Annotated in this window: 15 protein-coding genes; 3 read left to right on the top strand and 12 right to left on the bottom strand. The window is 55.7% G+C overall.

Annotation, left to right across the window (positions count from 1 at the left end):
- Together NOR51B_RS11805 and NOR51B_RS11810 are read right to left on the bottom strand one after the other, a co-directional pair.
- Window positions 1-522 carry an RDD family protein gene (locus NOR51B_RS11805; protein WP_009020159.1) on the bottom strand — a complete coding sequence of 174 codons (522 nt, stop codon included), beginning with the start codon at window positions 520-522 and terminating at the stop codon, window positions 1-3.
- 26 nt (window positions 523-548) lie between these two features.
- Window positions 549-1,091, bottom strand: coding sequence for a hypothetical protein (locus tag NOR51B_RS11810; RefSeq protein ID WP_040482083.1), 543 nt, complete (start codon window positions 1,089-1,091; stop codon window positions 549-551).
- Between the two features lie 100 nt (window positions 1,092-1,191).
- Here NOR51B_RS11810 and NOR51B_RS11815 point away from each other — a divergent pair, with 100 nt between their 5' ends.
- Together NOR51B_RS11815 and trhO are read left to right on the top strand one after the other, a co-directional pair.
- Window positions 1,192-1,506 carry a BolA family protein gene (locus NOR51B_RS11815; RefSeq protein WP_009019318.1) on the top strand — a complete coding sequence of 105 codons (315 nt, stop codon included), beginning with the start codon at window positions 1,192-1,194 and terminating at the stop codon, window positions 1,504-1,506.
- Window positions 1,499-2,473 (top strand): oxygen-dependent tRNA uridine(34) hydroxylase TrhO, encoded by a 975-nt coding sequence (trhO, locus tag NOR51B_RS11820; protein WP_154647675.1) that lies wholly within the window; start codon window positions 1,499-1,501, stop codon window positions 2,471-2,473. Before NOR51B_RS11815 ends, trhO begins: the two co-directional genes overlap by 8 nt.
- On the opposite strand, the gene NOR51B_RS15275 is transcribed toward trhO, so the two are convergent.
- A complete protein-coding gene (locus NOR51B_RS15275; protein WP_040482084.1) occupies window positions 2,456-3,031 on the bottom strand; it encodes a trypsin-like serine peptidase in 576 nt (191 codons plus the stop codon). The genes trhO and NOR51B_RS15275 overlap by 18 nt on opposite strands.
- A gap of 546 nt (window positions 3,032-3,577) precedes the next feature.
- Between NOR51B_RS15275 and rarD the strand changes: the two genes are divergently transcribed.
- Entirely contained in the window at window positions 3,578-4,504 is a 927-nt protein-coding gene (gene rarD, locus NOR51B_RS11830; RefSeq protein ID WP_154647676.1) for an EamA family transporter RarD, read from the top strand.
- A gap of 8 nt (window positions 4,505-4,512) precedes the next feature.
- Here the strand turns inward: rarD and NOR51B_RS11835 are convergent, their stop codons facing one another.
- Genes NOR51B_RS11835 through ccoN form a run of 9 tightly spaced genes read right to left on the bottom strand, consistent with a single transcriptional unit; the run spans window position 4,513 to window position 12,847 of the window.
- Window positions 4,513-5,259, bottom strand: a complete 747-nt coding sequence (locus NOR51B_RS11835) for a sulfite exporter TauE/SafE family protein (protein ID WP_081443962.1) — start codon at window positions 5,257-5,259, stop codon at window positions 4,513-4,515.
- Window positions 5,240-5,419: a cbb3-type cytochrome oxidase assembly protein CcoS gene (gene ccoS, locus NOR51B_RS11840; protein ID WP_009019292.1), complete on the bottom strand. Its 180-nt coding sequence runs from the start codon at window positions 5,417-5,419 to the stop codon at window positions 5,240-5,242. The genes NOR51B_RS11835 and ccoS overlap by 20 nt, the downstream gene beginning before the upstream one ends.
- Window positions 5,419-7,824, bottom strand: a complete 2,406-nt coding sequence (locus tag NOR51B_RS11845; protein WP_009020750.1) for a heavy metal translocating P-type ATPase — start codon at window positions 7,822-7,824, stop codon at window positions 5,419-5,421. The genes ccoS and NOR51B_RS11845 overlap by 1 nt, the downstream gene beginning before the upstream one ends.
- The gene (locus NOR51B_RS11850) at window positions 7,821-8,285 is read right to left on the bottom strand and encodes a FixH family protein (RefSeq protein ID WP_009021140.1); all 465 of its coding nucleotides are present in this window, start codon (window positions 8,283-8,285) and stop codon (window positions 7,821-7,823) included. The genes NOR51B_RS11845 and NOR51B_RS11850 overlap by 4 nt, the downstream gene beginning before the upstream one ends.
- Window positions 8,282-9,694 (bottom strand): cytochrome c oxidase accessory protein CcoG, encoded by a 1,413-nt coding sequence (ccoG, locus tag NOR51B_RS11855; RefSeq protein WP_009019345.1) that lies wholly within the window; start codon window positions 9,692-9,694, stop codon window positions 8,282-8,284. Before ccoG ends, NOR51B_RS11850 begins: the two co-directional genes overlap by 4 nt.
- A 28-nt stretch (window positions 9,695-9,722) precedes the next feature.
- Window positions 9,723-10,610: a cytochrome-c oxidase, cbb3-type subunit III gene (gene ccoP, locus NOR51B_RS11860; protein ID WP_009020760.1), complete on the bottom strand. Its 888-nt coding sequence runs from the start codon at window positions 10,608-10,610 to the stop codon at window positions 9,723-9,725.
- Entirely contained in the window at window positions 10,603-10,782 is a 180-nt protein-coding gene (locus tag NOR51B_RS11865) for a CcoQ/FixQ family Cbb3-type cytochrome c oxidase assembly chaperone (RefSeq protein WP_009020369.1), read from the bottom strand. Before NOR51B_RS11865 ends, ccoP begins: the two co-directional genes overlap by 8 nt.
- The gene (gene ccoO / locus NOR51B_RS11870; RefSeq protein WP_040482085.1) at window positions 10,782-11,390 is read right to left on the bottom strand and encodes a cytochrome-c oxidase, cbb3-type subunit II; all 609 of its coding nucleotides are present in this window, start codon (window positions 11,388-11,390) and stop codon (window positions 10,782-10,784) included. The genes NOR51B_RS11865 and ccoO overlap by 1 nt, the downstream gene beginning before the upstream one ends.
- A gap of 14 nt (window positions 11,391-11,404) precedes the next feature.
- The gene (gene ccoN, locus NOR51B_RS11875) at window positions 11,405-12,847 is read right to left on the bottom strand and encodes a cytochrome-c oxidase, cbb3-type subunit I (protein ID WP_009019467.1); all 1,443 of its coding nucleotides are present in this window, start codon (window positions 12,845-12,847) and stop codon (window positions 11,405-11,407) included.
- Between the last annotated feature and the right edge of the window lie 15 nt (window positions 12,848-12,862).

Here is a 12,862-nt window from a genome sequence, read left to right on the forward strand (position 1 = left end):
TTATCCTTGCTTGGGAACCAGTATGAGCTCGGTTCCTGAGAGCACATCGTGACCATAGCGTTTGCGACGATCGAAAAAGCGCCAGCCATAAAGACCCGCGATGGGTAAAAACGCCGCCAGGGCGCTGACCCGTGCATCCCACCACCCCCACTCATAACCTGCAAAACCGGGGAGGGTGAGCGCAACAGGAATCAGAATGCGGAAAACGCATTGCAGCCAGCTGACGCTGCCGCCTTCAAGGGGCTGTAAGCGGATTCTCCAGGCCTGCATGCCAAGGGTTTGTCCGCTTTTCCGCCAGAAGAGCCCGAAGAATAGAATGAGTATGACCGGCCAAGTGGATTGCACTGCCCAGGAGGGCAGTGAGATCACATCGGGTTCCTCCGCGCTACCCACGGTAAACACGAGTACGAACACGGCGGCCATGAAGAGTGGCAAAACGAGAAACATGTCATAGACCATTGCGGCAAAATGGCGTGCCAGGCTGGGCCGCTTGAAGATATCGTCGGGCTGGTTTTCAGACATTGTGGGTTGGCTTTGCTATCCGACGTTCAAAACAACTTGCCCGCATCCTGATCGGAAAGCGGGGCCAACGACAAATGGCCGGTCTCGGGTTTTGCGGGCGCCACATCAGGCTTGATGGTTGGAATAATTTCTCCTGCTTCGGCGATGTCAAAGTTCGGCACTGAAATCGCAGGCGGTGGGGTGGACGTGGCTTGATCCATACGTGCACCCACTTCTGCCAGAGTAAAGCTGCCCGCCAAGTCGCTCGCCAGGTCTTTAGAAGGGGATTCGTCATGGATTTCGGCGCTTGCGACTGCCGCCGACGCTTCCGGAACGACTGCTGCCGGTGGTGGAGCTTCGTTGCGGCGCTCAATGATTGCAACAGCGCCAATCTGGTCAAGGGCCTTTTGATAGCGAATCGCGGTTGCCTTATCGCAATCGGTCTTGATGCGGTACCGACCTCCATCAAATCGTTTGGCGGCCTCAAGTTCATCTATTTTGAAAAGACGCGCGAATTCCGTCTTGACCTGATTTTGATCGGCCCCGGATTTTATGCTGCCAGCAAAATAGACGTCGAACTTAATTTCCAATTCCGCCTCCCCTGCAGCTGACGCGCATTGCGTCATTGCTGCGCTAGGATTAAAAAATTGACCGCTTGGGCTTATAATACCCTTTTTTACGGGTGATGAGATGCAGATTCAAGAGCAGATTGAGAGGTCCCTTTCTGAGGGGCTGTCGGTGTCAAGGCTGGATATTGTCAATGAGAGCTTCATGCACAACGTACCCGAAGGTTCCGAGTCGCACTTCAAGGTAACCGTGGTGAGCAAGGATTTCGAGGGCGTGCGCAAGGTAAAGCGTCACCAGCAGATCTACGCCTTGCTCGGTGATCTTATGGCGGGCCCCATCCACGCCCTGGCGCTGCATACCTATACCGCGGACGAATGGAGTGCGTTGGTTTCAGTCCCGGTGTCACCGGACTGCCTCGGTGGCAGGGCCAGTGAGTAGTTCCACTGACAATATCATCGTCGCGGCGCTGTATCGATTTGTTCGCCTGGACAATTACCGGTCCCTAAGACAGCCGTTGCTTGATGCCTGCATGGAGCAAGGCGTGAAGGGAACGCTGTTACTGGCTGCGGAAGGTATTAATGGGACCATCGCGGGAAGTCGCGATGGGATCGACGAGGTGCTTGCCTACCTGGCGCAGGACGAACGGCTCGCGGATCTTGAGTGGAAGGAGTCAGTGCACAGCAAAATCCCCTTTCTGCGCATGAAGGTCAAGCTAAAGCGGGAGATCGTGACGATGGGCGTCCCTGATATCGACCCGACTCGCGTGGTCGGTACTTATGCCGACCCCGCCCATTGGGATGAGCTACTCAAGGACCCCGAGTGTGTCGTCATCGATACGCGAAACGATTACGAAGTGGAGATAGGCACTTTCAAGGGCGCCATCAATCCCGGCACCGTTAATTTTCGGGAGTTTCCCGCCTGGGCGGCCCAACATCTCGATCCCGCCAAGCACAAGAAAATTGCCATGTTCTGCACTGGAGGTATTCGCTGCGAGAAGGCGACTGCCCATATGGTTGAGCAGGGTTTCGAGGAGGTCTATCACCTCCGTGGCGGTATCTTGAAATACCTCGAGGAAACTCCTCCTGAGCAATCGCTTTGGGAGGGGGAGTGCTTTGTGTTCGATAATCGTGTGGCAGTGAATCATCACCTCGAAAGGGGAAGTTACGACCAGTGCTATGCCTGTCGTCACCCGATTACCAAATCAGACCAGCAGTCACCGGATTTTGTAAAAGGGGTTTCCTGTCCGCGTTGTGTGGATGCGCACACGCCGGATCAGACCGCACGTTTTGCTGAGCGCCAGAAGCAGGTCGATCTTGCCAACGCTCGAGGCGAAGCTCATATTGGCGCTGCTCCACCTGAGCGTCAGGAATGCTCCCGGGATACATGGTCAGAACGCGCGGGGTAGCTGTCGGTAGAAGCCCTGAGTGTGCAGAAAAATGCTGACCTTGCGATTGTCACCGCGAGACACAATTCCGCTGAGCGCGTAGCGGCCGTTATCAAGGCGACGTAATACGGGACCTCCAGATGCACCTTTGAACGCGACACAGTTGGTCGTCAGGTTAAACGAATCACGTTCCTCGATGTGACACTTCGGATCGTAAGTCAGTGTTTCGCCCCCATCGCCAAAGTAGTCACTATTAAATCCCGCCATCAAAACCGCCTGGCCAGTTTCAGGTAAAGCCGCGGTATCCAATGGCAGCACCACAAGTTGCCTGTCGTCAAACCGGGAGGTCGTGAATTCGAGCACTGCCCAATCGGCATCGATCGATTGGCCCGTTTTCAATAGCCGGGCTTCTCGTCTCGAATCATCGCTCATTGTGATAATCGGGGGACGACTCAAATCGCGTATTCCATCAAAACAATGCCAGGCTGAAACAATCAGCAGCCGATGGCGAACCCGTATTAATGAGCCGGTGCAGTTTTCGGTATTGTGCTGGCGATAACCATTGACGAGTTTTGTCAACGGAACAGTGACTCTTACCACGGCTTGCTGCCAACCCTCTGGAGATGAGTCAACGCGCTGCCGGCGATCCGGGTCAGCCGTGCAGGGATAGGCCAATAGAGCACACAGGGTGATGGCCCAGAAGAAGCATCGACTCCCCATGGATTGCGTGCGAACCGAGCTTACGGGTTTGGAAGGTGATATCGCGATAAAGCTGCCAACCCAAAACGGACAATGAAAGTGAAGGCAGTAGTGTAGACTCGGGTGCGATGCGCGACAAACAAAATCCGGTTCGATCCTCGCTGGGTCGCGTTCAATACCAGGCTTCGCTTTTGAAGGATTTACGCGGGCCATTTGTTGGAAGCGTTATGGTTTCTCGCGTCATGGATCACGTTAGCAAGGCGCGAGTGATGGGGCAGGGCAGTTTTCATTGTCGATGCGGTTGTACATCATGGCGCTCAAGCCAGTGAGTGACTGCGTGGAAGCCGGCATTACCGTTGGTTGGTGTTCGAAAGCCACATCATCTTTCGTGTGTATTTCTGCAATCTGTATGAAGCGAGATCTTCTTTGAAGCTGCTAAGTGACTATCAACGCGGTATTTGTTTGAGCCTGACGGCGCACAGTATATGGGGCGGCGCGGCGCTTTACTGGATGCAGACTCAGCCGGTTTCAGCCGTGGATGTGGTCGCGCAACGGGGTCTCTGGACCCTGCCATCGGTCGCTTTTCTGCTACTACTCGCAGGTCGTCTGACGGGCGCCCTTGCACTGATCCGGGACGTTCGCACGATCGCGTTGATGGCGCTTACGGGAGCGATCATCAGCGTAAACTGGCTGACCTTTATTTATGCCGTTACCCATGGGAGGGCAGCAGAGGCGAGCTTTGGCTACTTTCTCATCCCGCTTTTCACTGTCTTTGTCGGCATATTCGCGCTTGGTGAGCGTCCCACCGGGTTACACCTGATGGCGATGGGGCTCGTTGTGGTAGCCATACTGTTACAAATGGTCGCGCTCGGCGGGCTGCCATTGGTGTCGCTCGGCGTTTCCATTTCCTTTACTTTGTACTCGGTCGTCAGAAAGCAAATCAGGGCCGATGCACTGCAGGGGCTATTCTGGGAGTCCATTTTTATATTTTGTGTCGCGGCGCCCTGGGTGTTTCTCAAGGGTGGATCGGGACTCGGCGAGTACGGGCCGCGGGTTGACTGGTTCCTGGTTCTCTCCGGGTTTTTTACCGCCGCCCCCTTATTGACCCAGGTCGCGGCCAGTCGTTTGCTGCCGCTGACGACAGTAGGTTTACTATCGTATCTCGGACCAACCCTGCAGCTACTTGTGGCGGTAACCCTGCTGGGAGAGACCATATCGCCCACCACCATTGCGGCTTTTGGCATTGTATGGGTTGGACTTGCCGCTATCACACTGAATAACCTGCGAGCGTTTCACAGGCGGCGGCGCCTGAGAAAGGAGGAAGATCCCGCAGCAGATGGCCAAACCGATTGATTCGTCAGTTAATGGTGGTGATTCGAAGGCGGTGATTGGGCGTCGAGAGTAAGCGGCGATAGTTCACCCGAAGCTTTAGGCGGCATAAGCAGATGTTCAGCATGGGACGCGGCAATGTAGGCGGTCCATACCCCCGCAAAAATCAAGCTGATGCCAATGAACTGACGGAGTCGTGGGTGACGGAAGAAGGCCTCAATGCTTTGGCCGGCCAGGGTCGCTCCCAGCATGGCGGGCAAGGTTCCGATACCGAATAAAAACATCAGCAACGCTCCATTGATGCTGCTACCTGCCGTAGCGGCGGACCAGGTCAGTGCGCTGTATATCAAGCCACAGGGCATCAGCCCCCAAACACTGCCAAGCAAGAACGATTGTAGTGGATAGCGCGGTGGTATCAGTGGGCGTGTCGCGGGGGCTACCCAACGCCAGATAATGGCGCCTATCTGCTCCAGTCGCGAAATACCGCTCCAAATCCGAAGCACGGAAAGTCCCATGGCCACCAACAGCACAGCGGCCACAAAACGCAGTGAAAGCGTCCATGCAGCCAGATCCACTGCTGCAGCGGCACCGCCCAATAAGCCGCCCAGCGCTGAATAGCTCACCAGTCGGCCCAGGTGATAATAGATGGGCAGTGCTCGAGAAGCGCCCGAGCTTGGTCGCAGGGCAATGGCAATGCCACCACACATGCCCAAACAATGGCCGGCACCGGCCAGTCCGAGCATCAATGCGGCTAGTAGCTCAGTCGGATTTATCGTCATTACGCTGCGTGTCCGATGGCTTCATCTCGTCATTCAGACTGCGCCAACCGTCCTTCTCCAGGTCATCGTACTGTCCATTGTTCACGGCCCATATCAGTAGCCAGATCACCACTACGGCGAACAGCAGTGCAATCGGAATGAGCAGGTACAGGCTTTCCATTATGCGATTGATTCCCGGCGAAGACGTAGCGAGTTGAGCACCACTAGCAGCGAACTAAAGGACATCCCGAGCGCGGCCACCCAGGGAGGGACCCAGCCGATGGCGGCGAAGGGAATTCCAATCAGATTATAGCCGCCCGCCCATAACAAATTCTGGCGGATAATCGATCGAACCCGGTGCGACAGGCGAACGATAACCGGCAGTAGGGTCATTTTATCCCGGGTGATTACGAAATCCGCTTCGGCCTGGGTTAACGCGCTGGCATTGGCGACCGCGACCGATGCGTCGGCGGCGCTGAGAAAGGCGGCATCATTGAATCCATCGCCCACTGCCAGCACGCAATCGCCGGCTCCCTGATGGCGCTGGAGTAATGCCAGCTTATCTTCAGGTAGTGCCGCGGCGACCCACTGGGCCCCCAGTAAATCGGCAATACGTTCCACGCGAGGCGCTCGGTCGCCACTGACCACAGTGACATCCAGACCCGCTTTTTGCAGCTGCCCAATGGCGCTGATGGCACCCTCACGGAGGGTTTCCTGAAGTCCGATCCAACCCATAAATCCTCGGCTATCGGCAAGGCCAACCCAATACTCCGCATCATCCGGAGGGGCGGCACCGGGCGCGATTTCGGCGATGAAATCGACGCTCCCAAGACGTACTTCGCCACCTTCCCATCGACCCTTCATGCCTTTTCCCGGAATACTGACCACGTCGGAAACCGACTGATCCGCTTCCAAATTGTGGAATGGAATGGCCGCGGGGTGGGTGCTGAACCGCTGCAGACTGGCAGCGAGGCCGATCAGCAACTGGGGGTCAGCGTCATGAAAGGGAATGGTGTGTGCAATCTCCAGTCGGGTCTCGGTAAGGGTTCCCGTTTTATCGATGAGCAGCACATTGCTATCCGCCGCAGCAAGCAATCCGAATTCGCCGCGGACGAGTACGCCATGGCGCCGTAGCCAGGCGGTGCCCGAGGCGATTGCCGCCGGTGTCGCGAGGGAGAGCGCGCAGGGGCATGCTACCACCAATACAGCGAGTGCACTCCACAGCGCCTGGTCGTTACCCAGCCAGGTCCAAACCGCCCAGGTGGTAAAGCTCGCCATTAGAACAAAGCCCACAAATCGAGCGGCTATTGCATCGATCAGTCGCAGGTAGGGGGGCTTTTGCTCCCGCGCCAATGAGACATTCTCCTGAAGCATCGCCAGTCTCGATCGGCGGTGGTCCGCGGTAACCTGAATGTCCAAAGCATTCGCTGCATTGATGGTACCGGCAAACACAGCATCTCCCGGCCCCACAGATCGCGGTAATGACTCTCCCGTGAACACCGCTTCATTGATTGCCGATTCGCCACTGACTACAGTGCCGTCGCATGCCAGCGCCTCCCCCGCGGGCACATGCACCACATCCTCAAGTTGCACTTTGGCCCGTTGCTTTCGCTCCCAGGCGTCTCCGACTTTTACCAGTACGAATTCTGGAAGTTGATCATCAACTTTGGCCAGTGCAATCAAATCTGCATCGCGGAGGCGTCGTTCGGCGTAGCGTGCGAGCAGCAAGAAAAAGACAAACATGGTCACGGAGTCGTAATAGGTCTCTCCGTCCCCGCGATAGGTTGCCCAAAGACTGGCGATTGTGGCGACAATGAGGGCGATCGATACCGAAGTGTCCATTACCAGCGTTTTTTGCAGCAGGTGCCGCCAAGCCGCTTCAAAAAAGACGCGGCCGCTATAAAAAAGTACGAAGAGCGTTAGCGGTGCACTGAAAATACGCAGCAGTTGTTTTATCTCGGCGTCTATACCCTGGATGTCCCCCGCATGGAGCGCAATGGCAAACATGCCAACCTGCATCATCCCGAGCCCGGCGACACCCAGACGCCGAAGATCTCGCTTGTTGGACTCCCTTAAGGCCGATATGCGGAGATCATTGCGCCAGGGTCTGGCGCCATAGCCCAGGCGCTGGAGTACGCTCACCACTGCCGCGACACTGGATTTCGGCGCGATGGTAACCACAACCCGGGACAGGGACAACTGAACGGACACCGCGCGAACCTCGGGTAATTCATCCAAAAACCGTTCGATCAGCCAGGTACAGGCGGCACAGCTCATGCCACTGACCAGGAGCGGTACCTGAAGCGAGCCATCTGCGTTTTCGGTAGCGAAGCTTTCGATCCAGTCCGGGTCAGCAAACGATTCCGCATCTTCGCCGGTTTGGGTATCGGGACGGGGAGGGTATTCACTGCGTTGGCGATAGAATGCCCCCAGATCGGCGCCGCTGATCAACAGCGCAACGCTCTGACACCCCGCGCAGCACATGGGTCGTTCTACACCTTCAATATTCGCTGTGATCTTGATTCCGGAAGGGATTCCATCACCACAGTGAAAACAACGATTCGTTAACGCTTCGGGTGTAGTCAAAAACGGTTTTCGCCATCCAGGCGCCAGCGGCTTCCATCACCGACATCGACAGTCCAGATCCACTGCCCGGAAATTGCTTGAGGCAGTTTGGACTGATAGATGCCAGGGGCAACGCGATGAAGCGCCAGTGTCATATCGCGATCCGCTTCCATGGGATGAGACAGCCGGAGTCGCAGTTGCGCAAAAGAGAAGCGTTCCGGAATTCTTATACTGACGTCACGGCCTTCGGTTTGCAGCGTGGCGCTGATACCCATGGTCTTCGCTTCCTGCTGCCGAGTCAGTTGTCGATTGATCGCCAGCCCGTTTTTATAATAATCATCAACCACCAGATCATCGGCGCCATGGGCGGCAATAATCATCGTGTAAATGCTGGCGACGACCGCGGTCGCGGGCAACAGGATAAGAAACCAGGGCCAGAATTGCCGGTACCAGGGATGCTCGATGTCGTGTTGTATGGTCACAGCGGCTTGATAAAGCGGGACTCGCTGGTAATGGTGATGGAGGGATCGTCAACTTGAGTGGCGGTAAAGGTGACCTCGGTACCCGGTGCCGACAACGTCACCGGGTTGGCCCGTAGCCGAAGATTGAAATCGACCAATTCTCCGCTGGCGACTGCAATGGTTTGTACGCCTATCACTTCGACCCCATCGATACCGCCGACCTCGATCTGATACTGGTGATCCTCGGTGTCGCGATTCGACAGGTGGAGTCGATAGACATTATCAATCAGTCCTCCGGGCGCGGCCATGTAGAGCTGGTTTCGATCTCGGAAAATAGTGAGGTCGACCATATCCCGGGAGAAAATGGTGTAACTGAATACCGCCGTCATTACGGCCAGTACCAGCAAATAGCCGACAAGGCGAGGGCGCAAGACGGTGGAAGGCTTGCCTTCGAGCGCATTTTCGCTGGTATAGCTGACCAGGCCTCTGGGATAGTTCATTTTATCCATGATCGAATTGCAGGCATCGATACACAGCGCGCAACCAATACATTGGTACTGGAGCCCATCGCGGATATCGATTCCTGTCGGACACACCTGAACACAGAGCTGGCAATCAATACAGTCGCCGAGGATGGCATCCGTGTTTCCCGATCGCTTACGTGATCCACGGGGCTCACCGCGCTCGGGGTCGTAGGAAACAATCAGGGTGTCGCGGTCGAACATGACCGACTGAAAACGGGCGTAAGGACACATATAGGTGCACACCTGTTCACGCATCCAGCCGGCGTTGATGTACGTTGCACAGGTAAAGAACAGGGTCCAGGCGAACGCCCAACTGCCCGCATTACCGGTGAAAAAGTCAGTAAACAGCGCGCCGATGGGTGTGAAGTAGCCGATAAAGGTAATGCCGGTGAGGAAAGCCACCGTCACCCATCCCGCGTGCTTGGTCAGCTTTTTACGAACCTTGGAGAAGCTCCAGGGCTGTTTGTCCAGCTTCATCCGCTGGTTTCGACTGCCTTCGAACTTTTGTTCAATCCACATGAATATGGCGGTGAACACTGTTTGCGGGCAGGTGTATCCGCACCACACCCGTCCGGCAAATACGGTAACCGTAAATAGGGCAAATGCAGCGATGATGAGCAGAAAGGCGAGCATCACCAGGTCTTGGGGCCAGAAGGTGAGCATAAAGATATGGAACTTACGTTCGGGCAAATCAAACAGGACGGCTTGGCGATCGCCCCACATTAGCCAGGGCACACCGAAATAAGCAATGAGCATTGGCCAGCCCGAGTACAGACGGACACGCTGAAAAAAGCCCTCGATATTGCGGGTGTATACCTTTTCCCGGCGCTGATAAAGGTCGACTTCGGCGACCTCCGCGGGAGCAACCTCATCGACCGCAATAATGTCTGGCGGTTTTTTGTCCATTCGTGAGCGAACTCGTTATCAGCGGGTGTTACGGGGCAGTCTCTTTCCGCAGGCCGTAAACCCAGGCGGTGAGGATATGGATTTTGTCTTCACTCAGAGTCTGAGCAAAGGCGGGCATAACGCCATTTCGACCATTTCGCAGGGTATGAACAATCTGCTCCCGCGTGCCACCATAGAGCCAGATGCCATTGACCAGATTCGGCGCGCCAAGCATTTGATTCCCCTTCGCTTCAGTACCGTGACAGGCCACGCAGTAGGTTTGGTAATGCCTGGCACCGGCAGTGGCCATTTCGGCATCCGCTTCACGATTATTCAATGACAGCAAATACTCGGCAGTCTCGCGAATACCCCCCTCACCCAGAATCGATTCCCAGGCCGGCATGGCTGCTTTTCGGCCGTTAATCAGCGTGGTTTTGATGGCCTCGGGCGAGCCGCCATAGAGCCAGTCATCGTCCATCAAATTCGGGAATCCATAGCTACCACCTGCATCGGAGCCGTGGCACTGTGCGCAATTGTTGCCGAACAACCGTTGGCCCATACGACGGATTTCCGGATCGTGGGCGATGTCCTCAATCTCCATGGCGAGATAGCGGTCGCGCATGGCACGATATTTTTCATCGGCGATCGTCACGGTCTTGTCGTACTGGTTGATTTGAGTCCATCCCAGTACACCCTTGAAATTTCCCATCCCCGGATAGGCGATGAGATAGCCAATGGCGAAGACGATGGTGATGACAAACATGTAAAACCACCACGCGGGTAGCGGGTTATCAAACTCCTGTAGGCCGTCATAGGTATGGCCCGTGGTCTTGACCTCACCACTATCTTTTTTCCGGTTGCCAAAGAGCAGCCAGGCACACAAGACAATCTGTGCCGAGGTTAATATGACGATCCACCAGCTCCAGAAACTAGTCACGATTCATCTCCTTCTCTTTGGTGGCCTCATTGATAGCCTCATCCTCAAAGGGCAGATTAGCTGCCTCATCGAAGGCTTTCTTTTGCTTGCGCCCGTAGGCCCAGATCACCAGGCCGACAAATGCCACGAGTAAAAACGCCGTACTCAAACCACGGAGATCGTTAATATCCATTAACGGCGCGCCTGAATCAGCGTCCCCAACTGCTGCAGGTAGGCGACGACGGCGTCGATTTCCTTTTTCCCTTCCACCGCTGCCACGGCGCCCGCGATATCATCATCGGTGTAGGGCACGCCAAGGGATCTTAAGGTCTCCATTTTCTTCGGCACCCGCTCGGCATTCAGCTCGTTCTCGAATAACCAGGGGAATGACGGCATGTTGGATTCGGGAACGACATCCCTGGGGTTGTAGAGGTGCGCGCGATGCCATGCATCGCTGTAGCGCTCTCCAACCCGGGCGAGGTCGGGGCCGGTTCGCTTCGAGCCCCAGAGAAACGGTCGATCGTAGACAAATTCACCCGCCACGGAATAGTGACCATAGCGCTCGGTCTCCGCACGCAGAGGTCTGACCATCTGTGAATGACAGGTGTTACAGCCCTCGCGGATATAGATATCGCGTCCTTCAAGCTCCAGTGCTGAATACGGTTCCAGACCCTCGACGGGGGTTGCCAGCTGTTTACTGAAGGCCAGCGGCACCAATTCGACCAGCGTGCCAAAACTGATGGCGCCGATAATCAGCACAATCATCAGTGGGGTGTTCCGTTCTATCACATCATGCTTCATAGCGGACTCCTGCGTTATGCCGCGCTGGGCGCGGCAATAGTGGTCTCAGCCGCCGCCGTGTCCCGACGCGTGGTCATGTACACGTTGTAGGCCATGATGAACATACCACCGAGGAAGATGGCGCCTCCAAGCACTCGCACAATGTAACCGGGATGACTGGCCACTACGGATTCGACAAAGGTATAAGTGAGGGTGCCGTCGCTGTTATAAGCGCGCCACATCAAGCCCTGCATGATGCCATTGACCCACATGGAGGCGATGTAAAGCACGGTGCCTATGGTGGACATCCAAAAGTGGACGTTAATCAGGTTGGTGCTGTACATCCCTGATTTGCCAAAAAGATTGGGAATCAAGTGATAGATACTGCCGATAGAGATCATCGCCACCCATCCGAGTGCACCTGAGTGCACGTGGCCGATCGTCCAATCGGTGTAGTGGCTCAATGCGTTAACGGTCTTGATGGACATCATTGGGCCTTCAAAGGTGGACATGCCGTAAAACGAGAGGCTGACCACCAGAAAGCGGAGTATGGGGTCATCGCGCAACTTATCCCAGGCGCCGGAGAGCGTCATGATCCCGTTGATCATGCCACCCCAGGAAGGCGCCAGCAGAATCAGACTCATAACCATACCCAGGCTCTGCGCCCAATCCGGTAGCGCGGTGTAGTGCAGATGGTGTGGTCCCGCCCAAATGTAAACCGCGACCAGCGCCCAGAAATGAACTATCGACAAGCGATAGGAATAAACGGGTCGCTCCGCCTGCTTGGGTACGAAGTAATACATCATCCCAAGAAAGCCGGCGGTGAGGAAAAAGCCCACTGCGTTGTGTCCGTACCACCATTGCACCATGGCATCGACCGTGCCTGCATAGGCGGAGTACGCCATCAAACCGTCAACCGGAAGGGCGGCGCTATTGACCAGGTGGAGTACAGCGACGGTGATAATAAATGCGCCAAAGAACCAGTTGGCCACGTAAATGTGCGAGGTGGTTCGGGTCATAATAGTGCCGAAGAACACAATCGCGTAGCTCACCCAAACCAGTGTAATCAGGATATCAATGGGCCATATTAATTCCGCGTATTCCTTGGAAGAGGTCAGGCCCAGCGGCAACGTGATCGCGGCCAGGACGATGACCGCCTGCCAGCCCCAAAAGGTAAATGCTGCCAGCTTGTCAGAAATCAAGCGCACCTGGCAGGTTCGCTGGACGATGTAATACGAACAGGCGAACAGCGCTGAACCGCCGAAGGCAAATATCACCGCGTTGGTATGCAGCGGCCGCAGTCGCCCAAAACTGGTCCACGGCAGATCAAAATTCAGTGCCGGCCACGCCAACTGGGCGGCTATCCAGACCCCGACCAACATACCGACGATTCCCCAGACCACGGTCATGATGGAGAATTGGCGCACAACTTTATAGTTGTAGGTGGGATGCTCTAACGACGCGTTTAGTTCAGACATGATGACGCACTTCCT

It is taken from the genome of Luminiphilus syltensis NOR5-1B (assembly GCF_000158175.1).
GTDB lineage: Bacteria > Pseudomonadota > Gammaproteobacteria > Pseudomonadales > Halieaceae > Luminiphilus > Luminiphilus syltensis.